Source organism: Rhizobium sp. SJZ105, assembly GCF_007828365.1.
GTDB classification, from domain to species: Bacteria; Pseudomonadota; Alphaproteobacteria; order Rhizobiales; family Rhizobiaceae; genus Agrobacterium; species Agrobacterium tumefaciens.
This window is the reverse complement of the sequence record NZ_VIUP01000019.1, coordinates 18912-44257: the sequence shown is the minus strand read 5'-3', so window position 1 is coordinate 44257 and position 25346 is coordinate 18912. Positions and strand designations below refer to the sequence as shown.

The window sequence follows — 25346 nt, the reverse complement described above, 5'->3', positions numbered from 1 at the left end:
GCGCGGGGCAGATCACGGCATAGTTCAGCGTCCGAAAGACCACGGAGGGCGTCTGAGCGGATAATCCATCGAGTTTTTCAACGATATCGGCGCATTGCTGACAACCCGACAGAGAGCGACCGATTTAAGTCACTTGAGCTTGATGAGGCCTGCCTTGGTCGGCCGAAATCCGCAACTCCGATAGAATGAACTCAGATGCGGTTAGGAGTCGACATGTAACCAATTCGCTCCGCGCTCTCGCGCTACATTTTTGGCTTCTGCCACCATGCGGGCAGCGATACCTCTTCGTCGCATCCGGGGAATAACGCAGGTGTCCAGGATGAAGGCGTGGACACCTGCGTCCCACGTCACGTTCACGAAGCCGACAAGGCGATCATCTTCATAAGCCGCAATATGGGCAAGGCTGCGTGACAAGATGCCGGAGAAGTCTTTTGGCCCTTCGCTGCCCAGGCTTCTAACCAAAGCATATTCAGCTCGTCCTGGCGCGGGAACGGATCAATCCGAAACGTCACCATGTTGCCGCTCTCCAGTTATTGTGCACGCGACGTTTTCGAAGATAGTCATGGTCAGGCAGACCTCTACACCGCCTCAATCAGGAAAACTATGTCGTCGGAATTCGCTGCATCGAAGGGTTGCTTGTCCCAGCCCCCATAGACCGCTTCGGGCCTCAGGCCGCCCTTGAGCAGCAGGTCCTCGATCTGAGACTTGGATAGGAAACGCAACTCGCTGAAAGATACCAGTTGTTTGTCGGGAAACCCGAACCGCGTTTCAAACGAGATGCGGTCACCCTCTTTCTTCGACACCTTGCGGGATTGATGGATCGTTTGTTCGCCAAGTGTATGGGTAGCGTCTTTGTCCCACCGTGCCGGCCAGTCGACAGCTGGATTGCGTGTTTCAAAGGCAATAACGCCGTCTTGTGCCAGATGGCGGCGCATGGTTTCGAACACCGCAAGAACTTCTTGGTCTTCGAGGAAAACCTGGAAGGCGTTTCCGGTCATAATGATGAGATCAAATCGCTTGTCTGAGCGGAATGACTGAGCCGTGCTCTCGATCCATTCCACGTAAGAACCATATGGCTTTGTCCTCGCGACGTCCAACATGGCGTGTGCTGGGTCAACACCTGTGACCTGATGGCCAAGGGAGGCATATGCGTCGCATAGTAAACCGGTACCGCATCCGATATCCAGAATGCGTTTTTGTCCGCCCGAGGCCAAGCCAAGATAGAAATCACGATCAATAGACCAGCCGCTGTCGAGATCGTAAAGCGCCGCGAGAGCCGGATGTTCATAATGCAGGTCGGGCATGTTAACTCCTTCCGATTCCGTCGTATTGAATCGTCGCCTTGACTATTTGTGCAACGTCAGTGGTTTTCCTCTAAAGACGCTTCTGCGCCCTGGTCGCAACCTACGGAAAATCACACCACTTCCTCCCTTGACCCCAACTGAACTTGAGGTTGTACCAATTTTAAGGCGGTCGCATAGCATCGAAGGCGACGCGCCTTCAGGGAGGATGTCGTGGTGAGGTATTTTCGCTATTCGAAACCCAAATATCCCTGCGGAACACGTCTTATTGGAGCCGTTGTTTTGCAGTTGCTCGGTAGTGGATTCCTGCCGTTCGTCTTTTGTCTCCTGGATGCGCTCACGGCAAAGCCAACTATAATTGTCGGTCAGTTTGTACCATGCTTGGTGGGGAGCGTCGTCGGCTTTCATTTTGTGGCTTTTCGTCGGGCGGTCACGGACGGCCAGCTTAGTCTTATCGCAACATTATTCCTGGCATTTGGGGCCTTTTACTGGCTTGTGTCGTATTCCTTGCCTGAACTTTTGCTAGCAAGATCGATTGCCGGATTTGGACTGGGTGTGGTTGTTGCGGGAATTTTCCGACGGCGCTTTCTGGAAAATCCCGTAGTTCCCCGCGTTCGATAAACACGCATTGTCCTTTTGAAGGACGTGTACATTGCCGGCTGACGCCCTCACAGCAATTCCCTAATCGCTCGCCATGCGTTCCGCCCGAGCTTCGCATCCGCCTCGTCGATTCCGCCACGGGCATGGAGTTTCGATCGTGTCGTCTCGCCGGGCAGGAGAACGCGATGCCCAGCATCTTTATCGAAGATCAGCGTAGCCTGCCTGCCATGGGCCTGCCTCGACTGGAGTATCTGTCCCGCAAAATCTCCTGATGGCCAAAGCGCGTCGTCTCCACCAGCGACAAGGATCAAGTCGGCAGGCGACGACTCGATCGGAATTCTGGCTCGTTCGTTTAGCTGAACATCGTTGGAGAGGCATTTTTCGAAAAACGACCGATAAGAAACAACGCCATCCCGGTAGTCGTTCGGCCAATTGATATCGGCCGGAACGAAGTCTAGTGGGCTATCCTGGCATCTTCGGTACGTGCAGCCCGCAGCACGAGACGCGGAGTTAGAATTCTGATCGGCGGCGAATTCATCATAACTTTCATCTCCGGTGGTCGCGTTGTCGTATGTCGGCATGGCCTTCTTACCGGATGGAGGTCACGCACAAAACTGTTCAGCGTGTTGCCGATGTTGTTGGAATGATTTGATATTGAGTGAACTGGTCTTGAGCGCGGCAACTAAGTCAGAGCTGATTTATGATCTCCGAAACGCATTTTTCGACGGACATGTGGAACGTATCCACACGCAGATCAGGGGACCACGGCTCGAAGTTAAGTTCCTGTATCTGGGCCCACGTTGGGTTTGATCGACCTTCAATGGCAGGTGATCGCGTTTCGGCACGATGGCGATGTGTTGTGACGTCCGAACAGACAACTTCAACCTCAATGAAGCCGCTGCCGGTTTCGGTCGCGACTTTTCTGAATGCAGCCCGGGTAAGATCGATAGCATTGACGGAGTCGGCGATGACGGTCCGGCCCAGACGCAAGTTGTCCTCGGCCACCCGATAAAGCGTAACATATCCCGCAGGTCCGACATCGTGTCGGTCTGCGAGTGGTGCTGACGAGCTGATGGCTTGTTCAATGGTATCAACGCGCAGGTAACACGCGCCGGTTCGAAGGGCCAAAGCCTGTGCAACAGTGCTCTTGCCCGAGCCAGGTAGCCCACCAAAAATAATCAGCATTCACCCCTCCCGTTTCGTTGAGCTTACACCACCCGTCGCACTTCGATCACCGCTAAGACACATCTCGCCACGACGGTATTTGGCACGGGGATGGATATCGCTCTGTATTATCAGTCGAGTTCGAATTCCATGCTGTGAGGCAAGTTTGGGGATGTGAAAAGTTTCTACGGATCGGGACAAAGCGCAGCAATGCTACAGCCACTTCATCTTGAAGTCGGGGTGGGGTGACCACATTTGAACCGTTGCCAACAACTGGCCTCTACTGTAGCCGTGACGGATGACGGCAATTTCCAAATCAACTGTTATCCGTATCAAGGCCCTCGGCCTACATTGGCGAGGCTCTCGGCTCCTGGCGTTTGAGGTTTACGATAGGGAAGGCCACCTCAAGGGAGTGCGGCCGCTTGGCGGTAGCGTAGAATTTGGCGAAACAGCGAAAGCCGCGGTTGTAAGAGAGTTCAAAGAGGAAATTGATACCGACGTTTACGTTATCGGCGGGCCTATTGTTCTTGAGAACGTCTTCGTCCACGAGGGGCAACCTCGGCACGAAATCCTATTCATTTTTGATTTGGTATTTCCTCAGGGGGCGTTCGAGGCACAAGATCGTATCCGATTCCAAGAGGACGATGGTACCGTAATGGAGGCTTCTTGGTATGATCTACGAGAACTCGACGTTGAGGGGGGACCAAAGCTTTACCCGAACGGCCTCAAATCCCGATTGATCGAGCGATGATCCGTGACGGCTAAAGACCATAGACAGAGCCAAGCCGTGGAGTTATCGAACAAGGTATCGAGCTGCCATGTTTCGCCAGTCGGGAGCCGAAAATAAACGGTAGTAGCTCGGGCGTAGCGAACGGCGGGATTACAAATTGTCGAAGATCGCCGAGGCGACCGCGACTTCAGTACCCGCCAACCCGACAGAGCAGAACAGGGTCATTCGATCCGCTGACGTCCGGCCGGGCACCTTTCCTGCAACAATATCAGAAAGCTCCACCATCCGATTCTCATTGCCTGAACCGTTCAGGAAGAAGGGGGAGGTGTAGGCTCGCGTCTGTTCGGAAGAATCTGTCGCTATAGTGCTTGCCATATCCGCGATATCGAGTCCGAGTTCGTATCCCTCAAGCGTTTTAGGGCCAACCGTGTTGACATGCACACCGCGCTTCAGATCGGACGCATGCACAACGGGCTCGTTGCTGGACGTGGCGCAGATGACGATATCAGCGTCGTTCACGGCCTCAAAAACGCTGTCCGCTGGCCTTATCTCAATTCCCAGGTCCGCTTCCATTTCCCGTGCGAAAAGGCTTCGCCGGGTTTTGTCGCGGCTGTAAACGCGGGCAGAAGTGATTTTCCGCACGGCAACTGCAGCTTCAAGCTGGCTTCGCGCCTGAAGCCCGCTACCCAGTACGCCCGCGACGCTGGCGTCAGGTGAACTGAGGTGCCGAATTGCGACGCCCCCTATCGCACCGGTTCTGATCGCGCCGAGGCGTTCCCCGAGAATAAGCCCTTTCAGCCGCCCGTCGTCGGCAGACCAAACGGCAACGATCTGTGAGTGTTCCGCGCCCTCAAATGTTCCGTATACCCGAAAGCCAGCGAGAGGTTTTTCGCCAAGGGTGCCTCCAACGGTAAAGATCAGATCGCCCCGCCCGGGGAACGAGACATGGTGTCGGGGTGGCGATATCGCCTGGCCATGAGCGCGGGCGCGAAGAATATTCTCTACCGCCTCAATCGCAACGTTCATGAATGAGCTGTCCAGTAGATCACCGTCGTACAATATTTTTGTCATCATCGACCTCCACGCAAATTAAATTTGCAACCTGAACAGGCCCTGAGGTCAATAGGCATGATTAGTTTGAATCGTTGGGCTGTCTGGCTCCATGCGACCGTCAGCTTCCCGTAATGTCAGCGCGCCTCGAAATTCCGCGATGCTAGGAGTGACTATGAGTGGCGGATGTTCAGAGTTAGGCAACACGTGGCCCATTGTCGTCCTTGCAGGGACGTTATGATATGCGAACTGGCATAGGTGATTATCATAGAGATAGGACAGAAGCCGTGAACACTGTTCAGATTGCCGCTGCGCAAACACCTGAATTCAGGCAGGATGTCGATGCCTCCCTGGCATACGCGGCCGACATCATCGCCGAGGCATCGGCTCACGGTTCCCGCCTACTGTGCTTCCCGGAGTGCTTTTTGCAAGGTTATCTTCTCGATGAAAACAAAGCGCAGCAGTCCGCGATAGATTTGGCCTCATCTGAGTTCCGATCCATTCTCGGTCGGCTTCCAGTTACAGACATGGCTGTTGTATTCGGCATTATTGAAAAGCACGATGGACGCCTTTTCAATAGTGCCGTGATCGTCCAGAACGGTGCCTTGCAGGGGCGTTACCGGAAAGCGCATCTTCTCAAATCAGAAGCCTTTTTCACGCCCGGCACGGAGGTGCCAGTGTTTTCCGTCGATAGTCTGAAGTTTGGCATAAGCATTTGTTTTGATACAAATTTCTCGGAGAACACCAGGCGAATTGCTGAGCAAGGCGGCGTATTGATCGTCTGTCCTGCAAATAACATGATGCCTCGCGAGAGGGCAGAACAGTATCGGCACATCCATAACGCGGTCCGGAGCGACAGATGCAAAGAACATGGCCTGTGGCTGGCCTCTTCAGACATTTTCGGGGAGCGTGACGGCCATGTTTCGTGGGGACCGACCGCAGTCATCAATCCTGGCGGCCAAGTCGCAGCTCAACTTCCACCTGGACGGGCTGGGCTATTGCACTTTGACCTTCCAACCGCCTCGCGCTGATGACGGCACTAGGCGCTTCCGCGTCACTATTGCCCTCGCTCCGATATTCTGTTCGTCGTCTCTCGTCATGGGCTTCGCGTCGGACAAGCGGACTCTGAGCATTTTAACGATGTCGACCCATCGTTCAGCGCGGAAATATCTGAGAAGCGCCATTCGACCTGGTTTCGGATTATTTGCCACTTCTGTATCGTCCGAGCGCCGCGAGCAGCTCGCGGCACCCAGCATCTGTATGCCGGCGGGTAGCAATCGAGGCTTTCTGTGCGCCAATTTCGATGGATTGCGCGGAAATCGCGCCGATGGTTATCGCCCGTATTGATGTGCCGGAAAGCCGCCATTATTGGATGTTCATTCCTTCGTCGGAGAGGGAGACGTTATGTTCATTCGACGATTCGCATTCCTTTTTTTTCTTGGGATTTTCATTGCGGGTACAGCCCGCGCCCAGACATGGGAGGACATCGATCCGAGGACCGCCGGCTGGTCCACGGAGCGGCTCGAGGCGGCGCGTCTGCAGTCGGAATCTCTCAAATCTACCGCAGTAATGATCATCCAGGATGGACGGGTGATCGCTCGTTGGGGTGACACCTCTCGCAAAGTAAATATGGCATCCGTTCGCAAGAGCGTGCTCAGCGCTCTTTACGGCATTGCGGTTGCCGAGGGGCGGATCAAACTTTCAGCCCGTCTTTCCGGACTTGGCATTGATGACAATACTCCCAGCCTTTCGGCTGAGGAGAAAACCGCGACGATTCGCGATCTGCTCATGTCGCGGTCGGGTGTCTATCATCCAGCCGCCTACGAGACCGCCGACATAAAGCGCAAGCGCCCTGCGCGCGGAAGTCACCCGCCCGGGTCGTTCTGGTTCTATAACAATTGGGACTTCTCTAATCGGCCTCCACGAGTCAAGCCCTTCAACCTGTTTTTAAGCTGTTTGGATGTCGCTCGCGGACCCTTGCTTCTCTCCGAGATCGGCACGTTGGCACTCTCATGTTGGGGTCAGGAGGATGGGGTAGCACAATCTTTTGCTCGCCATTCTAAGGCAATCCCAATTTCGTGCTTACCCCACCCGTCGTCCCGCGAGGGACATCATTCGCCATCGGCGAATCTAGAACCTTTCAAATTTTATGACTATTAAGCCTTTATACCGAGGTGGCCACATCTCTCCGTGAGAACTGGAAGTTGGTACCGCTTACCCACATCCGGTGCAGGACGACAGCTAGGCGCCTCGCCAGGGCCACTATGGCTTTTCTCACGCCGCGATGCTTCGCGATCTTCATCGCCCAAGCTTTCAACCACGACCATTTCTGCGACCGGAACAGCATGGACTGCGCAGCCTCATAGAGCAGTGTTCGCATCATATCGTCTCCGCAACACGATATCTTTCCCTGCCGCTGAACCTCGCCCGACTGATATTGCGAGGGGGTCAATCCGAGTGCGGCGCCGACAGATTTTGATTTGGCAAAGCGGGCGGGCGTATCAATGCAGGCGATAAATGCGAGAGCAACGATTGGACCTACGCCGGGAACAGTCATGAGGCGCCGGACAAGCTCGTTATCACGTGCAAGAGCCAGGACCTGCCGATGCAAAACGGTTAGTTGCTCCCGCAAAACCCTCCGGACAGTAAGCAGTGGCTCGATAGAGGCGGCGAGGTCCGGCATCCGCTCGACCAATTCCTTCACCCGAGGCTCAAAACTAGCTCCGCGCGCGATCCCAATTTTCAGGCCGAAGTTGCGTAGTGTTCCGCGCAGATCGTTTTCGATATCGATAGCTTTTGCCTGCAAGATCTTCCGATGGGTCAGAAGCATCCTGATCTTTTGGCTCCGGACCGTTTTGACATGCACAGGGCGGTATAATCCGACGCGCATCATTGCTGCGATGCCACGTGCATCGTTGCGATCGGTCTTGTTCACAGGCGATTGTGCCCTGATCATAGCGCGCATCTGACGGGTTTCTACGCAGATCGTAGGCAAGCCTGCCTCGGTCAACCCATTCCAGAGCCAAGTGCAAAGAGGACCAGCTTCCAGGCCCACCCGCTTTAGTGGGTACGCAGGGTTACAGAGAACCGCAACCAAGTCCTCGGGCTCGCTCGCAACCTTGGTCTCCCGAACGACCTTGCCAGTTCCATCAATGATGCAAACACTTGTTTCCTTGACCGAGACGTCCAATCCAGCAAAATATTCCATGCTGCGCTTCTCCATCTGATGTTTGGGGCTATGTTACGTAGACCCCGTTTTACCATCAGCCTGAGGCGCAGCACCCAAAAACCTGAGAGCGGGGCACGGCCGGCCGATTACCCCATCTTTAACGTTCTAGGGACTATCTATCGACAACAGACTGGCGAGGACATCTTCGCGGGATTCGAGAAGCGGATTGCTCGACCGATCGGAATGGAGGATTTCTCGATCAAGGATGGCCGATACGATCTCGAAAAGCTGTCCGAGCATCCCGCCTATCCAATCCAGCTCAGCGCCCGCGATGCAGCCCGGTTTGGCCAGCTTTTCCTTAATGACGGAAAGTGGGGCATCAAGCAGATCATCCCAGCGTCGTGGGTCCGGAAATCGACGACTGCCTATTCGTGGGCGAAGCGGATACGGCAGGGTTACGGCTACATGTGGTGGACGCTTCCAGAAGATACTTGGGGTCCGAATGCATTCTACGCTTCTGGTTACGGTGGACAGATTATCGCCGTCGTGCCGTCAAAGCGGCTAGTGGTGGTGCAGACCGTAGATTTAAACCAGAACCCGAAGGGGTTCGCACCAGTGCGTTCATCGAACTGCTAAAAGAGATCGCTTTCGCTTCACCGTAAAGAGTATGGTACTGCACAGCAAATGTAGATCGACTGATGCCGTCGGCTTCGTGATCTTTATGGCTCAGAAGCGGATCGTCCGAACACCACTTCGCCTCCGCTATCTCCAGACCAATTCACTATGACCGCGAAGAGCCAGGGAATCATGACGATCACACTTATAGCGGCCGACGAGGCAAAGAAATCGGAACTGCGGGATATGCTTTCTGGTTATCTGGCAGAGTTAAGTCAGTACGGGGATGTCGACCGAGAATATCCCTATTTTGACTGTTACTGGACTGACGACGACCGTTGGCCCTACCTGATTGTCAAAGACGGAGGGACCGTCGGGTTCGCTCTGGTGAACACCTGGTCGCCGTCTGGAAAAGGCACCGACTTTGCAATCGCCGAGTTTTATGTGCTGCCCGTGTTTCGTAGCGCCGGGGTCGGAAAACAGGCATTCTCCTGCCTCCTTCATGACCGCTCCGGTATCTGGGAGCTTAGCGTCATGTCGAGCAACGAATCCGGAAAGGCATTTTGGGAGCGAATGTTGGCTGCCTCGGACATTTCGGAGATCGAGAGGGTCGATTTGGGAAGCGAACTGGCGTTCCGCTTCTCTACCAGGACATAGTTGTTTGTCTGATTTGGGCTAGGCCGATTCGACCGTATCACGCCAACAGTCGCCTTGGCAGGATAACGCCAACACCGGACATTGTGCCTGCCGCAAAACTCCCTATTCCGCGACGTCGCAAAAGTCAGGAAAACAAATGTCGATTTAATTGGGGTTTCTCTAATCGGCCTCCACGAGTCAAGCCCTTCAACCTGTTTTTAAGCTGTTTGGATGTCGCTCGCGGACCCTTGCTTCTCTCCGAGATCGGCACGTTGGCACTCTCATGTTGGGGTCAGGAGGATGGGGTAGCACAATCTTTTGCTCGCCATTCTAAGGCAATCCCAATTTCGTGCTTACCCCACCCGTCGTCCCGCGAGGGACATCATTCGCCATCGGCGAATCTAGAACCTTTCAAATTTTATGACTATTAAGCCTTTATACCGAGGTGGCCACATCTCTCCGTGAGAACTGGAAGTTGGTACCGCTTACCCACATCCGGTGCAGGACGACAGCTAGGCGCCTCGCCAGGGCCACTATGGCTTTTCTCACGCCGCGATGCTTCGCGATCTTCATCGCCCAAGCTTTCAACCACGACCATTTCTGCGACCGGAACAGCATGGACTGCGCAGCCTCATAGAGCAGTGTTCGCATCATATCGTCTCCGCAACACGATATCTTTCCCTGCCGCTGAACCTCGCCCGACTGATATTGCGAGGGGGTCAATCCGAGTGCGGCGCCGACAGATTTTGATTTGGCAAAGCGGGCGGGCGTATCAATGCAGGCGATAAATGCGAGAGCAACGATTGGACCTACGCCGGGAACAGTCATGAGGCGCCGGACAAGCTCGTTATCACGTGCAAGAGCCAGGACCTGCCGATGCAAAACGGTTAGTTGCTCCCGCAAAACCCTCCGGACAGTAAGCAGTGGCTCGATAGAGGCGGCGAGGTCCGGCATCCGCTCGACCAATTCCTTCACCCGAGGCTCAAAACTAGCTCCGCGCGCGATCCCAATTTTCAGGCCGAAGTTGCGTAGTGTTCCGCGCAGATCGTTTTCGATATCGATAGCTTTTGCCTGCAAGATCTTCCGATGGGTCAGAAGCATCCTGATCTTTTGGCTCCGGACCGTTTTGACATGCACAGGGCGGTATAATCCGACGCGCATCATTGCTGCGATGCCACGTGCATCGTTGCGATCGGTCTTGTTCACAGGCGATTGTGCCCTGATCATAGCGCGCATCTGACGGGTTTCTACGCAGATCGTAGGCAAGCCTGCCTCGGTCAACCCATTCCAGAGCCAAGTGCAAAGAGGACCAGCTTCCAGGCCCACCCGCTTTAGTGGGTACGCAGGGTTACAGAGAACCGCAACCAAGTCCTCGGGCTCGCTCGCAACCTTGGTCTCCCGAACGACCTTGCCAGTTCCATCAATGATGCAAACACTTGTTTCCTTGACCGAGACGTCCAATCCAGCAAAATATTCCATGCTGCGCTTCTCCATCTGATGTTTGGGGCTATGTTACGTAGACCCCGTTTTACCATCAGCCTGAGGCGCAGCACCCAAAAACCTGAGAGCGGGGCACGGCCGGCCGATTACCCCATCTTTCGCGACAATGAAATTTTAGCCGCAAGAAACGGGTGGCCCGTGGCTCTGTAGATCAGGCCATCTGTCCTCATGTATTGAACATGAGGACAAACGATGTTGAATTCCATCCAATCTGCTCCACTACCCTCGGCGTTTAAACGCATAGGCTGGTCGAACCTCTTCGCGCAATTTTCCGAGCAGATTGCATTGGCAGCGGCTCCATTGGCGGCGGTTTTGTTGCTTGGTGCGGGGCCGGTTGAAACGGGCTGGCTGCAAATGGCTCAAACCCTTCCGTTTTTGCTCCTGTCCATTCCGGCCGGACTTGCCGTTGATCGGGCCTCGCGCAAAACATTGATGGTGGGATCGGAGGTCCTGCGCAGCTTTTCCCTTATCGTTATTGTGCTGCTTTTGGCATTTGGGCTGCTGAATGTGCCGCTACTCGCGGTCCTCGGCTTCATCGGGGCTGTTGGGACGGTTTGTTACAGCGTGGCGGCTCCTGCGATTATTCCCTCAATTGTACCCCGTGCACGACTTGGCGATGCGAACCGCTGGCTTGAATTGGTGCGTAGCGCTGCTTTTGCCGCTGGCCCCGCTCTTGGCGGTGCGTTGGTCGGTTGGACCGGCGCTTCTACGGCCTATGTACTTGCAACCGTGCTTTCCATTCTGGCCGCGCTGTACCTAGCAAGCATTCCGAAAGATTATGTGACATCACGCCCCTCTAGCAACCCGCTACGAGACCTGAAGGCAGGAGCGACATTCGTTGCACATCATGAACTCCTGCTTCCAATCCTGTTTACTGCGATTTTCTTCAATACGGCGTGGGTGATTTTGATGGCGGTCTTTGTTGCCTACGCCGTCCAGAACCTCGGCATGAGTGCAACCCAGGTCGGCATTGCGTTGGGAGTTGATGGTGTCGGCATGATTGTAGGAGCCATGATCGTGCCAGTCCTCGCGCGGCGCTTTTCGGTTGGAACCATGATTGTTCTGGGGCCGCTCGGAGGATTTTTTGGAGCTTTCCTCATGTTGTTGACGCTGTGGTTTCCTTCGTTCTGGCTGGTATGTATCAGTTTCTTCGTGTTCGGCGTCGGGCCAATCCTTTGGAGCATCACGACGATGACACTGCGTCAGGCGGTTACGCCAAACGTCATGCTTGGTCGAGTTTCGGCGCTAATAATGACCGCCACCTATGGGGCAAGGCCGCTCGGGGCTGCGCTCGGCGCTCTAGTCGCTGGCTACTTCGGCGTTGCAGCATGTCTATTCTTGGCAACAGGAGGATTCTTGATCCAGTTTCTGATTATCCTGCTTTCGCCAGTGCCGGGACTACGTGCTCTGCCGGTTGAACACGAGACCGCTATCGGGCAGGTTTAACGGTCGGTCGTCGCATGCGTGCTGCGACGCACTCGGCTTTCCACAGGGATTGAGAATTTTCGTTGCGAAACTCTGCCGCAAAAATCAGAGTTCACGACCGATTTCGGCGTCGGCGAATGTCCCTTTTGGGCCAAGAGGTGTCTTCCCTTTTTGCGCCAACTGTAGTCATTGTGCGAACCCTGGTTTCGCATAGACTACCTTCACCAGACACTCCGATCGAGGCGATAATGACCTGCATAGAAGGGCCAAGCTTGCGCCTACGGCCCGCGACAGCGGATGATGCCGCAGCCCGCTTTTCGTTGGGACACAACCACGAAATTGTGCGGATGTTCGGTGTCAGCGATGCTGATACCAAACCTATGACAATGGATGCAGCAGAAGCGTGGGCTCGTGCCCACGCGGCCAACCCATACGTCTGGATCATTGAAGTTGCTGGGCGGCTGATTGGTGAAATCAAACTTCACAGCGTTAACGCTCAGGACCGAAGAGCGTCGATGGCAATTGCGATCTACGATCCCCAGCAGCTAGGAAAGGGATTTGGAAGCGAAGCAATCCGACTGCTTTTGCACCACGCCTTCACGGAACTGAAACTCCACCGGATTGGCATACGGGTCCTAGCCTATAATGAGCGAGCTATCAGGGCCTACCAAAAGTGCGGCTTCACCGTTGAGGGACGGGAGCGAGAAACTGCATTCGTAGACGGCGTCTGGCATGACGACTTGATGATGGGGATACTTTCCAGAGAATTGCAATATCAGGGTAGATGAAGATAGTCCGCTTCGAGCCAACTGTGGACATTGCATCCGATGAGCTACCGACATACGGTCGACCATCCTGCGCAGTCGGTAAGGAGGATGCCATGAAAACAGACTGGAATGTGATCAGAGGCATGATGAATGCAGCAATCGATGCCTGCGAGCGTATCGAGGCATCAGGGTATGTTGAGACCGATCGCGATGCCACGATCAATATCGGAGGCCAACAGGTTAGCGTCCAAGACATGCTCGTGAGCGCGTGGACTTATCCGGAGAACCTTCGTTATCAGATTATCCGCGAACGCCACGAAACGGGCCCCGATCTACCATACGTGCCAGAAACCGCGCGCATTCTGCTGGCGATGTCTCAAGCTGCGGCTGAACTGGTGAATGCGGGTGAGGTCACGCCTGCCCAAGGAAAACTTCAGGAAATGATCGCCTGGTTCGACAGCCGCTTAGTTCCAGGCATTGAAGCTGCGACGGCTACTCGCCGAAAGGCGTGACGTGCATCCGGCCGAGAAGAGGCGAGACGCAAGCGTCTATTTGTAAATAAGACGTCGTTCCATGAGATGGCCGAAACTTCCGTGTTATCCAGAGGAACGCCGTGACAATTGCACGATGTGGGGTTGGCTATGACGTCGCACGGTCACTTGGCCTTCTGAAAAAAATCCCGCCACAAAGAGATGGGCAATCTTGGATTCGACGTCAAATTGCGTATGGTGGCGCACCATTTTTTACGACCTCAAGAGGCCCATATGCAGGTTTTAGTACGCGATAACAACGTCGATCAGGCACTGCGCATTCTCAAGAAAAAGCTTCAGCGCGAGGGCGTTTTCCGCGAAATGCGGCTGCGTGAAGCCTTTGAGAAGCCATCCATCAAGAAAGCGCGGGAAAAAGCAGAAGCAATCGGGCGTCAAAGGAAGCTCGCCCGTAAGCAGATGCAGCGTGAAGGCCTTCTCCCTACGAATCCTAGAAAAGGCAAGTGACCACGATTGGCGTGGCGGTGGCCATTCGATCATCCTTTCGAGCCATCACTTCTTATTGACGAAACAACGTCAATATCGCCCTGCATCCGCGATCTACAAAACACTGATGGCGAGTTGCTGCTGCGTCTGCAGTCCGGCCCAAGCCAACAAGCGTTGGAGCTGTAGTCTTGCCGATGAAGGGAGAAAATGGTCGGCATGCTCCTAACGTTAGAGTGCCCAGCCTCGCAATTTCAGTGATGCTGCACATGATCGCCGCCTTGGCCGTTGGCCTCTTGGCTACAAGGAAATCGCTGCCTCCGCCCACCGAGCAAAGCATCGTGGTCGAAATTTTATATGAACCCCAGGCGGTAATCGCACAGCCCGCGGGTGTTCAAAGAGAAAGTGAACCCAGCGCCTTACCCCCAGCGATTGACCACGCACCTGAGCAAAATGCGGAATCCGCGCTGACCAGCGAGTCCTCCCCTCAAGGGGACGGGATGGTTCGAGCGAAAGAGTTATATTCGGCGAAAGTGCTGGCACACCCGCGAAGCAAGCAAGCTTTGGCTGCACTGAGGCAACTCGGCACGGATGATCGCATCACCCAGCTCTGCAACGTCGAGGCCATGGAGCAGGTCCATATATGGAAATCCGAGCTCCAGCCGGATTTCGTTGTCGCGTATGCCACGGCCGACACAAAGCTTTCCGGTCTTACACTTCAAGCAGACGGCGCAGCGGTCCGAAGCAAACGGCATTGGTACGACATGAAGTTTCGATGTGTGGTAACCCAGGATTTGGAAAAGGTAGTCGCCTTTGAATTCTCGCTGGGCGGTGAAATCCCTAAGAGCGAGTGGGAAACACGTTCGCTTCCCGTCGCCGACGGTTCATCTGACTGATTGTCGAAATCTCTGGGAGAGGGGTATTTCTACCCTCTCAATTTGCCGCGGTTTTAACGCCGATATCCGAAATCTGTCGGTGAAGCTGAATCTAGCTTCGTTGCTACAGATTGCGGACATCGGAATCCCGCACCCCCGATTGCGTGACGCACTCCCTCCGCCTTGTGTGCGGTCATGCCGGATAGTCTTAGAGCACCGGTAAACGTCGTTGTCTTCCAATAGCCGTGCGGGATCGATGAGCGGCAGCGATCTCGCATGGGACTTGTCCGCGAAGCCGAGACATTTTCGTGCTCAAGCCGGTTTCATCAATGAAGACGAGGCACGCCGGATCGAGATCGAGCTGTTCGTCGAACCAGTCTTGGTGACGTTTCAGGAGGGCGTGGCGTTCCTGCTCCAGTGCATGTGCGGTCTTTTTTTGAAGGTCCAGCCGCGCTTTGTTAGCCAGGCGTCGAGCGCGCTGTGACCGATCGATGCGGTTCTTTCCCCAGCCATTCGCAGGACCATTTCGTCGAGGCGAACGTCCTTTTCCCTATCCCGGGATGCACGATCCTCGGTCCTTGCTGCTGTGTCCGCACAAGACGAGCGACAGCGCCGTAGCGCAGATCGCCAAGGAGGTCTTGTCGATGACGAAAATTAACTGGAATTCCACCCAGATGAATCAGAAATTCCCGCTTCCGATCAGAGCAGCCCGTAAAGTAGGTGAAGTCTTGAAATACGTTGCCGACGGGAAAGTGAGTTCAGACTAAACTCAGTATATGTGATAATTCTCGACCGGAGCAATGTCCGCTAGGCGGTATCGACGGTTCTCTCTCGCATCTATGCGGCGTCGGGTCTTGCTTTTTCAAGTCAATGAAGTTTCCCGCCAATCGTGAATCGGTTATCATTCACGAATAACGGAGTGGGTAGCACTTGCAGGGATCGGTACACATCTGGGAACGCGCCGAGGCCGAGGCTCGGATTTCGGAAGTCTTCCAATTAGCGAAAGATGGCGTTCCCCAGTTTGTACGTGATGGTGAAGGTTTGTTTGAGGTTACGTTCAAGACCAAGAGAAAAGGGGCGGCCGGGACGTTTCTTTCTGCTGGTGGCCCAAAAGAGCGTTAAGCAATCTGCCTGTCGTCGTGGCGCATTGTCTCTCGGCATCCGGCCCGTTGAACGACCCACATCGAGAAGCCAGGATTGTAAACCCCCGGTAGCGCATAATACTGATCTATCAAGGAGAAGTCTTTGGCATTCAGCGTCGCTGTCGGCAGATCGTGTGCGATCGAAACGGCGGCGATAAACAGGTCCTGTCCAGGTTTTCGCCTCTTCGTGTTTTCCGGATTTGTATACCAAAGATGCCTTAGTGGCTCGCAGCAATGGAGTTTAGCGAGAGTTTTGGCGACTTCGTGGTTGATTCCGGGATATAAAAAATCCCATTCGAGCAGATCATCGAACCAAGCCATGATCTCCGCAGCGAGAGCCGGCTGGCTTGCGCCAATTTCGACGATTCCCTGTTGGATTTCTAAAAGCACTGGAAACGGTATCGCCAAATCTTGCTGTTCGGCGAGCCAACCAGCGACGGAGGGATGTGCTTTTTTATACTGGGCTTGACTCAAAACACTTGTGTCTAACAGAAACATGCCCGGGTCTCCGTCGGGACAATGTGGAAGTGATTTGGTAAGTGTTGATTGCTGGTGTCGTTTGGTCAACCGTAAGTAATTGTGATTCAGAAATCCAAGTGCCGCGCTAGCCCGTGAATTTTAAAGGCATTCACCTGCAAGTGTCCCTAAGTGCGACCAGGTCGCCGGTGTTGAGTGCCGCCGGCGGGAGTTCTGTCCGAAGACGCGTCGGCGATTTCCCTATGTCCCGCCATCTATCAACGCGAGATAATCAAAGACGCCGACATACGTGTCACCGTTGTGGGACGCCATGTCTTCGCGGTCGCGATCTACTCGTAGGCGACGGGGGTCTCGCGTGTCGATTGGCGGCGTGACTCCAATCCCGAACTGTTACAGACAAAGCTTGCATGTGCCGTCCCGCTCGCTCGCCAACCATCGATGCGCCGATCGAAAACGTCGATGACAAAGGCCACGTAGACGAAACTCTGCCAAGTGGCGACATAGGTGGAATTCGAAACCCACAGCCTGTTTGGTGCAGGGGCTTTGAACTGGCGATTCACCCGGTCAAGCGGGTTCGGGGCCGCCTTGTCCGAGAACGTCGTGCGGACCGGCTTTCCCCGAATGATCCCCTGCAGGCTCATCGACCTCATAAGCCGAGTGACAGTGCAGCGGGCGACATCGAAGCCTTCACGCTTCAATCGCCGCTAGGCCTTGCGAACGCCATAGACGCGGAAATTCTGCTCGAGCATCCGGCGTATCTCGATCTTCAGGTCGATATCGCTGCGGGCGCGAACCGACAGGCGGTCCACATCCAAGCGCTTGGCGATGTTCTCGTAGTAGGTTGATGGGGCAATCGGCAAAAGCCTGGAGATCGGCTCGACCCCGAACGCGCTATCCTAAGCAGTTATGCATCCATTGGCGCGGCTCAGGACGAGTTGAACTGGTTTAAACCTCCACCCTGACCATCAACTGCATTTGCGACCGCCGTCGAAACCGAAGCTGCCAATGCTGTCGTCAACGTCAATCGACGGCTTCCCCTGGTGGCAGCGTTCGAGAATGCGTTTGGCTTTGTGAAGTGCAAACGGTGCCGGCAGCGCACTCAACCGTTGCGCATGGATCATTTTCTCTAGCTGCTGGATAGCCCGTTCCAATGGGCTGACATTAGCTGGTGTGGGTCGCGGGAAATATCGAGCATGACCCGAGTTGATTGACATCATGTCACCTCATCGGTTGTTGTTATCGGCGGGTATAGCGGTAAAGATGACAAATACGCGGCATGGAACTCGGCAATCCACCCTGTGGTAAATGAAAACTTGCGGTCGTCTCGATTTGAAACCCTGTCTGGTGGTGGTGGCCTTCATAGGCGACGACCGCCTTGAATTCGTACAACCTCAACTGAAGTTGAGGTCAAGAGGACCCAGTGCCATGTGAGTTAATGTTGTGCAGGTTGCAGCACGAGCGGGTGTTGCTGTCTCCGCTTACCGTTTTTGCGAGCTGAAAGGCCTGAGCGCCAGCTACCGAACCGTAGGTAATCGACGACGATACGCGAGCGATGGTCAGCGCAAAGATCGGGCCGATTTCGGTCATGACATTAAGGGCCAATATCTATCATTGCCAGTGACAGCTTTGAGTGCAAATCTCTTGCCGTGCTACTGGCTTGAAGAGTGTTATGATCAACCTTGCGTTCTATAGTGATCAGATCGTTCCAAAGAACGAGGCGGTTGACGAAAGGCTTCTGGCGACCATGGCATCAAATGGCCTTGGGCGGAGGATCGGGTACATCCCTTCAGGGCCGGAGCCGGATAGACGGTTTTTCCGCGAGCGAATAGCCTACTATGCGCGTTATGGACTTGAGCTTTGCATCTTCTACGATTTGGATGAGGCGCACACCCGAGGCGACGAAGCCAAGTTGTTCCAGTGTGACGCAATCCATCTATCTGGAGGCCACACCGGCGGATTTCTTGCTCGTCTGAAACGAAGTGGATTGAGTTCACACCTCAAGAATTGGGCAACCGATGGCGGATTGCTGATTGGAACAAGTGCGGGAGCCATTATTCTGACCCCGACAATAGCCACAGACGCGCTGTTTGTGGGAAACGCCCCGGAAGACTTCATGGAGGAAGCTGCGCTCGATCTTGTACCATTCGAGTTTTTCCCTCACCTTGGTTCACGTCCCGCGTTTCTTCCTGATTTGGTTCGTTACAGCCGATATACGGAACGGCCCATCATCGCATGTAATGACGGTGATGGGCTGGTGGTGACCAATGGCGAATTAGAGTGCATTGGGCAGCCTCTATGGATCGAGAACGGTGAAATGCAACTAGCCCGCAATATGCCGCTAAGCGCCATATCAACCCCTGCACAATAACAGTGCGAGCGATTGCTTCTGATTAAAGGTCGCAGCGACCGCTTCGCGCCAGAAGCGCCAATTGCTGCCATTCGTAGCTTCGCGTTTAAGGCCTGGCCAGCATCGGCAGTATGCGGCCCCATTGCGTCTCTTGAGGATGCCCTGACGGTTCAAATCCTAGCTTCTTGTAAACTGCAATCGCCCGTTCATTGTCCGGGTGAGGGTCGGTCGCGATGACCGGCGCACCGCCGTCAAACAGAATCTCCATTCTCGCGCCGATGAAAGCCGTCCCATGCCCAACTTCGATCATCTTGGGATCGCCGATATATTGATCGATCCCTCGCGCGCCCTTTGGAAGATATGCAAAGTGATGCTCCTCCCACCCGTGGACGGAGTAATCCTGCATGAAGGCAAATGGACGTCCATCAACCGAGACGATGCAACGCGACACACGAGGATCGCTTACTTCGTCCTGATCATACGGTTCGTCTGAATCCCACCACTTGCGGACATGTGGCTGCGCCTGCCACTCTAATAGCATGGGCAGATCGCCCATCGTCACTTTGCGAAAATCGTATTTTCTAGCGGCTTTCATTCCGAGACTTTAGCACATATCTTCAGGGTAGGTGGGGCCGATGGCAGTCATGTCTCACATCCTGCAGGTCTCCTTGAGGCTCCGTGGGCTCATCTAGCCCAAGTGCGGAAGTAATGTCGCCTTCCGCATCTTGCATCTCCAACATCGCGATCGACGTCCGGTTCGGAAAATCGAAGCGATCCATAATATCAAGCACGTCGCTGGCGGCCACGAACATATACTCGAGAAGGAGAGTTTGCTCGGCTTGGCTGAGTTCCTTCTCCGTGATGATATTCATCGGGCTGGAATGGAGTAGCCGACTGGTCAGACGATATAAGTAGTCATACTGATCCAACATGCCTACTCGCCGGGCTTCGTCCCGCCAGACGAACTTGGCGGTGATCCGCCGAAAACGAGCTTCGTCGGCGATCTCGCATCTCAGCGCATTAAGCCTGCTCTCGATAGTCGCGAGCTGATCGCCAATCCGTTTGCTTTCCTTATTCTTAATCAAATGGATTTGGTACTCAAAGCCGTTTAAGGCAGCCGCAGCAGCATGGAGGGAGAAAGAGCGACGTGCTTTCGCGTCGAGCTCCTTTTGGCTTTGTCTTTGAACATCTTGTCGGCCGCAATTCCGTCCTCGTCTGGCAGCGTGAGTGCCTTGATGCTCTCCACCCAGGTTGCGACAATCTCGTCGTCAGAGGTGGTTCGGTTTGTCTGAACAGTTTCGGGCGTTTCGTTAAGTGGATTTCCGCCTCGACTATGCCGCCACCATCATTGGTGTCAGCGCGTTGAAGTAGGCCTGATCCGGCGTCTGCCGGTCAAGGGATGAATGTGGGCGTCGGCTATTATAGAAGGTCAGATATCGGCCAATGCCGACGCGGGCTTCGGACACGGTCTTGTAAACATGGAGGTAGACTTCCTCGTATTTGATTGAACGCCAGAGCCGTTCGACGAACACGTTGTCCCGCCACGCACCCTTGCCATCCATCGAGATGGCGATTTCCGCCCTCTTCAGCACCGCCGTGAAGTCCACCGAGGTAAATTGCGAGCCTTGGTCGGTATTGAATATGTCGGGTTTGCCGTAACGTGCCAGCGCTTCCTCGACTGCTTCGATGCAGAAGGCTGCTTCCATCGTGATCGACAGCCGCCACGACAGAACCCTTCGGCTGAACCAGTCCACAACGGCGCAGAGATAGACAAATCCGCGAGCCATCGGAACATAGGTCAGGTCCATCGCCCAGACTTGGTTGGGCCTGGTGACCGCCAGCTTTCGCAGGAGGTAGGGATAGATTTTGTGACCTGGGGCCGGTTTGGATGTGTTCGGGCGGCGGTAGATCGCTTCGATGCCCATCTTCTTCATCAGCGTGGCAATGTGCAACCGCCCAGCTTCCAGCCCTTCTCCCCTCAAGAGCCCTTGCAACATTCGACTTCCGGCAAACGGGTAGTCGACATGCAGTTGGTCGATCCGGCGCATTAGGGCAAGATCGCCGTCAGACACTGGGCGAGGCAGATAATAGACACTACCACGGCTGAAGCCGAGAAGCTTGGCCTGGCGCACGACGGATAGCTTATGCTGGCGGTTGATCATTTCTTTCCGCCCAGCAATCCCGCCTTGCCGAGCGCACCGGATAAAAAATCGTTCTCCAGTGTCAGTTCGCCGATCTTGGCGTGCAGCGTTTTGACATCGACGGTTGGACCCGCCGGTTCCGTCTTCGCTTCATCGCCAAAAACACCTGTCGCCCCCTCAAGGAGCTGGTCTTTCCATTGTTTGATCTGGTTGGCATGCACATCGAACTGCTGGGAAAGTTCCACCAGCGTCTGTCCGCCTCGGATGGCGGCGAGTGCCACCTTTGCCTTGAAAGCCGGGCTGTGGTTCCGGCGCGGTCGTCTCGTCATGGTATCTCCTGTTCCCGGCATCTAAGCCGAAGTCAGGCAGAAATTCCACTTATCCCCCCTGTACAGATTTCCCGAGCCAGCTCTCAGTCGGCCGAGCGCGCTAATCTCGGGGTCATCAAGGAAGAGCGTGATGAGATTATAGACCTCGAAATTCGCTTCACTAATCGCGCGCTCACTCTCGCGATTTCTTGCTGCACCCGCCTCCCGCCACTGGATGTAGTAGTGGAAGTTACCCGGATTCACTCGAGCGCTCTGGCGGAGCAGATGACGGAGGGTTTCGTCGACCAAGGAGAGGCTTACGAACAAACAAGTCGAACGCGAAATATGATGCAACAGTGACGCATTACGCCGAAAATAGCGGCAAGTGCTAATAATTGAAAAATCACAAAAGCATAAGATAAAAATATCATCGTGATAAATGGTATTAATTAAAATTCCGAGCATGCACCATTTTTTAAATGGACGTTATAATTTTGATTCCTTAATTTAATATATTAAAGAAAAAAATATTCGTTATTTATTCGCGACATCCATTTCTTTTCTGCAAATTGTAAAGACCATTTTTAGATAAATAAAACTTGCTGAGGTCATTTGGTGACTCCGGGTTAGAATCCGTGACTCCGTACAATAATTTCCGAACATCTCTTGCGCAGTAAAATTTGCGGGTATATACCCGAGACAAATGCCAAACGATAGTTGTCACTGCATCCTGCTGCGCAAAGCATCTCGTAAGGTCTCGTCCTATTACGATGAGGCGCTGGCGCCGCTTGGCGTCAATATCGGCCAGTTCAGCCTGTTGCGGAACATTAACCGCATGGCGCCGGTGTCGCTCACCGATCTCGCCGCGCGGGTGGAACTGGACCGCTCGACCGTTGGCCGTAATACCAAGGTGCTAGCCCGCATGGGGCTGGTGGCCATCGGCCATGGCGAGGATCAGCGCGAAGCGATGCTGACTGTGACGGAGCAGGGGCAGGAGGTACTGAAAACAGGTGCGCCCCTCTGGGACGGAGTACAGGACGAAATCGAGGCCCGGCTTGGCCCGGAAAAGACCGCTCAATTGCAGGAACTACTCGCAGCCCTGTAATTTTTTTGATGATAAAACGGGTATCTGCCCGCAATATAGGGTATATACCCGTAAAATTTCGGCCGCTGGCCGCTGGAAAGGGATTTTGAACATGCTCTCCACACGCCTTGCCAGCTGGATGGCCGACAGAAACATACATTATGGCTGGCTTGTTGCCGCAACCACCTTTTTGACGATGCTGGCAACCGCCGGCGCGATGGGATCGGCCGGGGTGATGATCCAGCCGCTGCATCAGGAGTTCGGCTGGGATATTGCCGATATTTCATCTGCCATGGCGGTCAGGCTGGTGCTCTTCGGCCTCCTAGGGCCCTTTGCCGCTGCCTTCATGAACCATTTCGGTATTCGCCAAGTCGTGTCGACGGCCCTTGCGCTGATCATGGGCGGCATCGTCGCCTCGTTCTTCATGACTGAGGTGTGGCAGCTGTTACTGTTATGGGGCGTGGTGATCGGTGTTGGCACCGGCATGACGGCACTGGTGCTGGGCGCGACCGTGGCATCTCGCTGGTTTTCAAAGCGCCGGGGACTGGTGATCGGCCTGATGACGGCCAGTAACGCCACCGGCCAGCTGGTTTTTCTGCCTTTGCTAGCGGCACTGACGGACGCCTATGGCTGGCGCACCGCGCTGACGCTGTCCGTTGCGGTGATTGCTATCGCCATGATTCTCGTGCTGCTCTTGATGCGTGACCATCCCGCCGATGTCGGCCTGCCAGCCTATGGCGAGACGGTGGTGGTAAAACCGCCGAAGCAGGACCACAAGTTTCTTGCAACACTGGCATCCCCGATACTGACGTTGAAGAGCGTGTCCGGAAACCCGGTTTTCTGGGTGCTTTTCGGCACGTTCTTCGTCTGTGGACTTTCCACCAACGGCCTTATTCAGACACACTGGATTTCCATCTGCGGTGATTTCGGCATGGCGGCGGTCACGGCGGCCGGCACGCTGGCGGTGATCGGCATTTTCGATTTCTTCGGCACCATCTTCGCCGGCTGGCTTTCCGACCGTTTCGACAACCGCTTCCTGCTCTTCTGGTTTTACGGTCTGCGCGGGTTGTCCCTGATCTATCTCTCCTTCTCGGGCTTCAGCTTCGTGGAGCTTTCGGTCTTCGCAGTATTTTACGGGCTGGACTGGGTGGCAACCGTGCCGCCAACGGTGAAGCTTGCCGCTGAGAGTTTCGGCCGCGAAAAAGCGGGCCTGGTTTTCGGCTGGGTGTTTGCGGGGCATCAGTTGGGGGCCGCCACCGCTGCCTTTGGCGCAGGTTTCTTCAAGAGCGACTTCGACACATACATGCCCGCACTGCAGATTGCCGGCGTGATGTGCATGATCGCTGCTGTCTCGGTGCTGCTTCTCAAAAAGCCGGGTTCCGCGACTTTGGCACCGCAGGCCGCCTGAGATTGCAAAAGAGAGCTTGTGAAACAGGCCAACTTCCGACTGCCGGGCCCGCAATTTTGACCGTTGTCATGGCTATCCGTTGCGTATTTGTCACACCAAGCACCGGCTAGCTGCCCTGGCTTATCGTTCGCCTTTTCGGTTTGATCCATCTCAATCCGCTCACCTCTCCCTTGGCGATAGTGGCCGTAGCGGCTGCGGCAAGCGAAGATTCGCGAAGGCCCGCCGCCATCAGCCGGTTTCCCGGGCTTGCCCGGCTGCGGCGCGCGATAGGAGAGATGGAATGAGGAACAGGAACAAAAAAACCGCCTTGCTTGCCAGTGTGACGGTGAGCGTCGCGGCGATGCTGATGTCGGCCAACGCGATGGCGGCAGATCTGGCCCCGCCGGCACCAGCCCCCACCGCTGAAGAGGCGATTGCGGCGGCGAGCCCATGGATGCTGCGCGTGCGTGGTCTCGGGGTCATTACCCATGACAGCGGCAGCGTTGACGGTGTGTCGGGTGCGGGTCTCTCATATTCGGATACGGTTATTCCTGAACTCGACATCAGCTATTTCTTCACCCCGAATATCGCTGCCGAACTCATCCTTGGCACCACATACGCCAAGATCAACGGCGAGGGTGTGCTGGCCGGCACGCCGGTGGGCAAGACATGGTTGCTGCCGCCGACGCTGACCCTGCAATATCACTTTACTGATTTCGGCGCCTTCAAGCCCTATATCGGCGCGGGCGTGAACTACTCGATGTTCTACAACCAGTCCGAAAAACCCGGCTTCAGCAATCTTGATGTCAAGAACAAGTTCGGCGCGGCCGTGCAGGTGGGTTTCGACTATATGCTGAACGAACATTGGGGCGTGAACTTCGACGTGAAGAAGATTTTCCTGAAGACCGACTGGACCGCAGAACTTGGCGGCACGCCAATCAGCGGCAAAGCGAAACTCGATCCCTGGTTGATCGGTGCGGGTATCACCTATCGCTTCTGACCCCTTGGCCTCGCGCCGTCGCTGCCTTTGACGGGCGGCGCTTTCTGAGCTATATGGACGGCCACGGGCAGAAGAGCCCCGGCCGTCCGCAGGCGTTTACGCCCTTGGTGAAGCTCTTTTTGGAATAACGGTCATCCCCATGCTTTGCATGTCGTCGATGGCAACGCGGACCCCTTCGGAAAAATACGGCATGCGCATCTTGGAGAACCGTTATGAACGTGTCCAAACCGCTTCCCGCGCTTGAGGGACTGAAAGAGCAGGCAAAACGGCTGCGCGCCGCCCTGGAAGGGCAGGGGCAGGCAATCACCCATTCAAAGGCGCTGGAACTCATTGCCGCGCAATATGGCTTCCGCGACTGGAACACCCTGCATGCCACGGCGGGAAACCGTCCCGCATTCAATCCCTATCTTCTTGGTTCGCGGGTGGAAGGCCTCTATCTAGGCCAGCCCTTCGTAGCCTCCGTTCTGGGCGTGCAAACGCTAGGCGGCGACCCGGAACGCTACCGGCTGACCCTGCATCTCGACGATCCCGTGGATGTGGTGACCTTCGAAAGCTTCTCGGCTTTCCGGCAGCGTATCCACTGCAATATCGATACGTCCGGACGCACGGTGGAGAAAACCTCCAACGGTAGGCCACAGGTTGAGCTGGTCTGGTAGG

General features: G+C 55.0%; 26 protein-coding genes and 3 pseudogenes. 15 read left to right on the top strand and 14 right to left on the bottom strand.

What is annotated here, in order from left to right; translation table 11 throughout:
• Positions 1-129 precede the first annotated feature (129 nt).
• The 4 genes and pseudogenes from FB593_RS25825 to FB593_RS25805 form a co-directional block, all read right to left on the bottom strand.
• Positions 130-515 (bottom strand): annotated as a pseudogene (locus FB593_RS25825) (GNAT family N-acetyltransferase).
• Positions 516-578: 63 nt separating this feature from the next.
• Positions 579-1304: a class I SAM-dependent DNA methyltransferase gene (locus FB593_RS25820; protein WP_145167321.1), complete on the bottom strand. Its 726-nt coding sequence runs from the start codon at positions 1302-1304 to the stop codon at positions 579-581.
• Between the two features lie 665 nt (positions 1305-1969).
• Positions 1970-2482, bottom strand: coding sequence for an acyl-CoA thioester hydrolase/BAAT C-terminal domain-containing protein (locus FB593_RS25810; protein WP_321186334.1), 513 nt, complete (start codon positions 2480-2482; stop codon positions 1970-1972).
• Between the two features lie 106 nt (positions 2483-2588).
• Positions 2589-3086, bottom strand: coding sequence for an AAA family ATPase (locus FB593_RS25805; protein WP_112199112.1), 498 nt, complete (start codon positions 3084-3086; stop codon positions 2589-2591).
• A 277-nt stretch (positions 3087-3363) separates the two neighbouring features.
• Here FB593_RS25805 and FB593_RS25800 point away from each other — a divergent pair, with 277 nt between their 5' ends.
• Positions 3364-3816: an NUDIX hydrolase gene (locus tag FB593_RS25800; RefSeq protein ID WP_112199113.1), complete on the top strand. Its 453-nt coding sequence runs from the start codon at positions 3364-3366 to the stop codon at positions 3814-3816.
• A 129-nt stretch (positions 3817-3945) separates the two neighbouring features.
• Here FB593_RS25800 and FB593_RS25795 read toward each other — a convergent pair whose 3' ends face one another.
• The gene (locus FB593_RS25795) at positions 3946-4866 is read right to left on the bottom strand and encodes an ornithine cyclodeaminase family protein (protein ID WP_112199114.1); all 921 of its coding nucleotides are present in this window, start codon (positions 4864-4866) and stop codon (positions 3946-3948) included.
• 266 nt (positions 4867-5132) lie between these two features.
• Between FB593_RS25795 and FB593_RS25790 the strand changes: the two genes are divergently transcribed.
• A complete protein-coding gene (locus tag FB593_RS25790) occupies positions 5133-5876 on the top strand; it encodes a carbon-nitrogen hydrolase family protein (protein WP_145167320.1) in 744 nt (247 codons plus the stop codon).
• 373 nt (positions 5877-6249) lie between these two features.
• Positions 6250-7005, top strand: coding sequence for a serine hydrolase (locus FB593_RS25785; RefSeq protein ID WP_145167319.1), 756 nt, complete (start codon positions 6250-6252; stop codon positions 7003-7005).
• Positions 7006-7009: 4 nt separating this feature from the next.
• Here the strand turns inward: FB593_RS25785 and FB593_RS25780 are convergent, their stop codons facing one another.
• Positions 7010-8053 carry an IS110 family transposase gene (locus FB593_RS25780; RefSeq protein ID WP_145167318.1) on the bottom strand — a complete coding sequence of 348 codons (1044 nt, stop codon included), beginning with the start codon at positions 8051-8053 and terminating at the stop codon, positions 7010-7012.
• A gap of 18 nt (positions 8054-8071) precedes the next feature.
• Between FB593_RS25780 and FB593_RS25775 the strand changes: the two genes are divergently transcribed.
• Together FB593_RS25775 and FB593_RS25770 are read left to right on the top strand one after the other, a co-directional pair.
• Positions 8072-8650 (top strand): serine hydrolase domain-containing protein, encoded by a 579-nt coding sequence (locus FB593_RS25775; protein ID WP_321186333.1) that lies wholly within the window; start codon positions 8072-8074, stop codon positions 8648-8650.
• Between the two features lie 171 nt (positions 8651-8821).
• Positions 8822-9286, top strand: a complete 465-nt coding sequence (locus FB593_RS25770) for a GNAT family N-acetyltransferase (RefSeq protein WP_112199136.1) — start codon at positions 8822-8824, stop codon at positions 9284-9286.
• A 414-nt stretch (positions 9287-9700) separates the two neighbouring features.
• Here FB593_RS25770 and FB593_RS25765 read toward each other — a convergent pair whose 3' ends face one another.
• Positions 9701-10744, bottom strand: a complete 1044-nt coding sequence (locus FB593_RS25765; protein WP_145167318.1) for an IS110 family transposase — start codon at positions 10742-10744, stop codon at positions 9701-9703.
• Positions 10745-10957: 213 nt separating this feature from the next.
• On the opposite strand from FB593_RS25765, the gene FB593_RS25760 reads away from it, so the two are divergent.
• From FB593_RS25760 to FB593_RS27975, 5 genes are all read left to right on the top strand, one after another.
• Positions 10958-12211 carry an MFS transporter gene (locus tag FB593_RS25760; RefSeq protein ID WP_145167317.1) on the top strand — a complete coding sequence of 418 codons (1254 nt, stop codon included), beginning with the start codon at positions 10958-10960 and terminating at the stop codon, positions 12209-12211.
• 227 nt (positions 12212-12438) lie between these two features.
• The gene (locus FB593_RS25755; protein ID WP_145167316.1) at positions 12439-12978 is read left to right on the top strand and encodes a GNAT family N-acetyltransferase; all 540 of its coding nucleotides are present in this window, start codon (positions 12439-12441) and stop codon (positions 12976-12978) included.
• Positions 12979-13070: 92 nt separating this feature from the next.
• The gene (locus FB593_RS25750) at positions 13071-13469 is read left to right on the top strand and encodes a hypothetical protein (protein WP_107676549.1); all 399 of its coding nucleotides are present in this window, start codon (positions 13071-13073) and stop codon (positions 13467-13469) included.
• Positions 13470-13721: 252 nt separating this feature from the next.
• A complete protein-coding gene (rpsU, locus tag FB593_RS25745; RefSeq protein WP_112199138.1) occupies positions 13722-13952 on the top strand; it encodes a 30S ribosomal protein S21 in 231 nt (76 codons plus the stop codon).
• 245 nt (positions 13953-14197) lie between these two features.
• Entirely contained in the window at positions 14198-14824 is a 627-nt protein-coding gene (locus tag FB593_RS27975; protein ID WP_321186332.1) for a DUF930 domain-containing protein, read from the top strand.
• Positions 14825-14991: 167 nt separating this feature from the next.
• Here FB593_RS27975 and FB593_RS25735 read toward each other — a convergent pair.
• The 4 genes and pseudogenes from FB593_RS25735 to FB593_RS25715 all read right to left on the bottom strand — a co-directional run.
• Positions 14992-15358, bottom strand: a pseudogene (locus FB593_RS25735) (IS630 family transposase); the annotation flags it as partial.
• 563 nt (positions 15359-15921) lie between these two features.
• Positions 15922-16443 carry a PIN domain-containing protein gene (locus FB593_RS25725; RefSeq protein ID WP_112199116.1) on the bottom strand — a complete coding sequence of 174 codons (522 nt, stop codon included), beginning with the start codon at positions 16441-16443 and terminating at the stop codon, positions 15922-15924.
• A gap of 344 nt (positions 16444-16787) precedes the next feature.
• A pseudogene (locus tag FB593_RS25720) lies at positions 16788-17315 on the bottom strand (IS3 family transposase); the annotation flags it as partial.
• 72 nt (positions 17316-17387) lie between these two features.
• Positions 17388-17639 (bottom strand): hypothetical protein, encoded by a 252-nt coding sequence (locus FB593_RS25715; protein WP_145167315.1) that lies wholly within the window; start codon positions 17637-17639, stop codon positions 17388-17390.
• A gap of 452 nt (positions 17640-18091) precedes the next feature.
• Between FB593_RS25715 and FB593_RS25710 the strand changes: the two genes are divergently transcribed.
• Positions 18092-18790 carry a Type 1 glutamine amidotransferase-like domain-containing protein gene (locus FB593_RS25710; RefSeq protein ID WP_145167314.1) on the top strand — a complete coding sequence of 233 codons (699 nt, stop codon included), beginning with the start codon at positions 18092-18094 and terminating at the stop codon, positions 18788-18790.
• A gap of 85 nt (positions 18791-18875) precedes the next feature.
• Here the strand turns inward: FB593_RS25710 and FB593_RS25705 are convergent, their stop codons facing one another.
• The 3 genes from FB593_RS25705 to FB593_RS25690 all read right to left on the bottom strand — a co-directional run bounded on the left by FB593_RS25705 (position 18876) and on the right by FB593_RS25690 (position 21239).
• On the bottom strand, positions 18876-19364 hold the full coding sequence (locus FB593_RS25705) for a GNAT family N-acetyltransferase (RefSeq protein WP_145167313.1): 489 nt from the start codon (positions 19362-19364) through the stop codon (positions 18876-18878).
• Between the two features lie 22 nt (positions 19365-19386).
• Positions 19387-19854 (bottom strand): hypothetical protein, encoded by a 468-nt coding sequence (locus FB593_RS25700; protein WP_112199118.1) that lies wholly within the window; start codon positions 19852-19854, stop codon positions 19387-19389.
• Positions 19855-20100: 246 nt separating this feature from the next.
• Positions 20101-21239 (bottom strand): IS3 family transposase gene (locus tag FB593_RS25690; RefSeq protein ID WP_186447985.1). Its coding sequence is split into 2 segments (ribosomal slippage): positions 20101-20981 and positions 20981-21239, totalling 1140 coding nucleotides; the frame shifts between segments, so codons are not numbered across the junction.
• Positions 21240-21921: 682 nt separating this feature from the next.
• Here FB593_RS25690 and FB593_RS25680 point away from each other — a divergent pair.
• The 4 genes from FB593_RS25680 (at position 21922) to FB593_RS25665 (ending at position 25345) form a co-directional block, all read left to right on the top strand.
• Positions 21922-22323, top strand: coding sequence for a MarR family winged helix-turn-helix transcriptional regulator (locus tag FB593_RS25680; RefSeq protein ID WP_112199121.1), 402 nt, complete (start codon positions 21922-21924; stop codon positions 22321-22323).
• A 91-nt stretch (positions 22324-22414) separates the two neighbouring features.
• Positions 22415-23710: an MFS transporter gene (locus tag FB593_RS25675; protein WP_112199122.1), complete on the top strand. Its 1296-nt coding sequence runs from the start codon at positions 22415-22417 to the stop codon at positions 23708-23710.
• A 280-nt stretch (positions 23711-23990) separates the two neighbouring features.
• The gene (locus tag FB593_RS25670; protein ID WP_112199123.1) at positions 23991-24689 is read left to right on the top strand and encodes an OmpW/AlkL family protein; all 699 of its coding nucleotides are present in this window, start codon (positions 23991-23993) and stop codon (positions 24687-24689) included.
• A 212-nt stretch (positions 24690-24901) separates the two neighbouring features.
• Positions 24902-25345, top strand: coding sequence for a glyoxalase superfamily protein (locus FB593_RS25665; protein WP_003510652.1), 444 nt, complete (start codon positions 24902-24904; stop codon positions 25343-25345).
• Position 25346 lies beyond the last annotated feature (1 nt).

What these genes read in the sequence shown, in the direction of transcription:
- FB593_RS25820 (WP_145167321.1), bottom strand. Translation starts at nt 1,304, where the DNA reads ATGCCCGACCTGCATTATGAACATCCGGCTCTCGCGGCGCTTTACGAT.
- FB593_RS25810 (WP_321186334.1), bottom strand. Translation starts at nt 2,482, where the DNA reads ATGCCGACATACGACAACGCGACCACCGGAGATGAAAGTTATGATGAA.
- FB593_RS25805 (WP_112199112.1), bottom strand. Translation starts at nt 3,086, where the DNA reads ATGCTGATTATTTTTGGTGGGCTACCTGGCTCGGGCAAGAGCACTGTT.
- FB593_RS25800 (WP_112199113.1), top strand. Translation starts at nt 3,364, where the DNA reads ATGACGGCAATTTCCAAATCAACTGTTATCCGTATCAAGGCCCTCGGC.
- FB593_RS25795 (WP_112199114.1), bottom strand. Translation starts at nt 4,866, where the DNA reads ATGACAAAAATATTGTACGACGGTGATCTACTGGACAGCTCATTCATG.
- FB593_RS25785 (WP_145167319.1), top strand. Translation starts at nt 6,250, where the DNA reads ATGTTCATTCGACGATTCGCATTCCTTTTTTTTCTTGGGATTTTCATT.
- FB593_RS25780 (WP_145167318.1), bottom strand. Translation starts at nt 8,053, where the DNA reads ATGGAATATTTTGCTGGATTGGACGTCTCGGTCAAGGAAACAAGTGTT.
- FB593_RS25775 (WP_321186333.1), top strand. Translation starts at nt 8,072, where the DNA reads ATGTTTGGGGCTATGTTACGTAGACCCCGTTTTACCATCAGCCTGAGG.
- FB593_RS25770 (WP_112199136.1), top strand. Translation starts at nt 8,822, where the DNA reads ATGACGATCACACTTATAGCGGCCGACGAGGCAAAGAAATCGGAACTG.
- FB593_RS25765 (WP_145167318.1), bottom strand. Translation starts at nt 10,744, where the DNA reads ATGGAATATTTTGCTGGATTGGACGTCTCGGTCAAGGAAACAAGTGTT.
- FB593_RS25760 (WP_145167317.1), top strand. Translation starts at nt 10,958, where the DNA reads ATGTTGAATTCCATCCAATCTGCTCCACTACCCTCGGCGTTTAAACGC.
- FB593_RS25755 (WP_145167316.1), top strand. Translation starts at nt 12,439, where the DNA reads ATGACCTGCATAGAAGGGCCAAGCTTGCGCCTACGGCCCGCGACAGCG.
- FB593_RS25750 (WP_107676549.1), top strand. Translation starts at nt 13,071, where the DNA reads ATGAAAACAGACTGGAATGTGATCAGAGGCATGATGAATGCAGCAATC.
- rpsU (WP_112199138.1), top strand. Translation starts at nt 13,722, where the DNA reads ATGCAGGTTTTAGTACGCGATAACAACGTCGATCAGGCACTGCGCATT.
- FB593_RS27975 (WP_321186332.1), top strand. Translation starts at nt 14,198, where the DNA reads ATGATCGCCGCCTTGGCCGTTGGCCTCTTGGCTACAAGGAAATCGCTG.
- FB593_RS25725 (WP_112199116.1), bottom strand. Translation starts at nt 16,443, where the DNA reads ATGTTTCTGTTAGACACAAGTGTTTTGAGTCAAGCCCAGTATAAAAAA.
- FB593_RS25715 (WP_145167315.1), bottom strand. Translation starts at nt 17,639, where the DNA reads ATGATGTCAATCAACTCGGGTCATGCTCGATATTTCCCGCGACCCACA.
- FB593_RS25710 (WP_145167314.1), top strand. Translation starts at nt 18,092, where the DNA reads ATGATCAACCTTGCGTTCTATAGTGATCAGATCGTTCCAAAGAACGAG.
- FB593_RS25705 (WP_145167313.1), bottom strand. Translation starts at nt 19,364, where the DNA reads ATGAAAGCCGCTAGAAAATACGATTTTCGCAAAGTGACGATGGGCGAT.
- FB593_RS25680 (WP_112199121.1), top strand. Translation starts at nt 21,922, where the DNA reads ATGCCAAACGATAGTTGTCACTGCATCCTGCTGCGCAAAGCATCTCGT.
- FB593_RS25675 (WP_112199122.1), top strand. Translation starts at nt 22,415, where the DNA reads ATGCTCTCCACACGCCTTGCCAGCTGGATGGCCGACAGAAACATACAT.
- FB593_RS25670 (WP_112199123.1), top strand. Translation starts at nt 23,991, where the DNA reads ATGAGGAACAGGAACAAAAAAACCGCCTTGCTTGCCAGTGTGACGGTG.
- FB593_RS25665 (WP_003510652.1), top strand. Translation starts at nt 24,902, where the DNA reads ATGAACGTGTCCAAACCGCTTCCCGCGCTTGAGGGACTGAAAGAGCAG.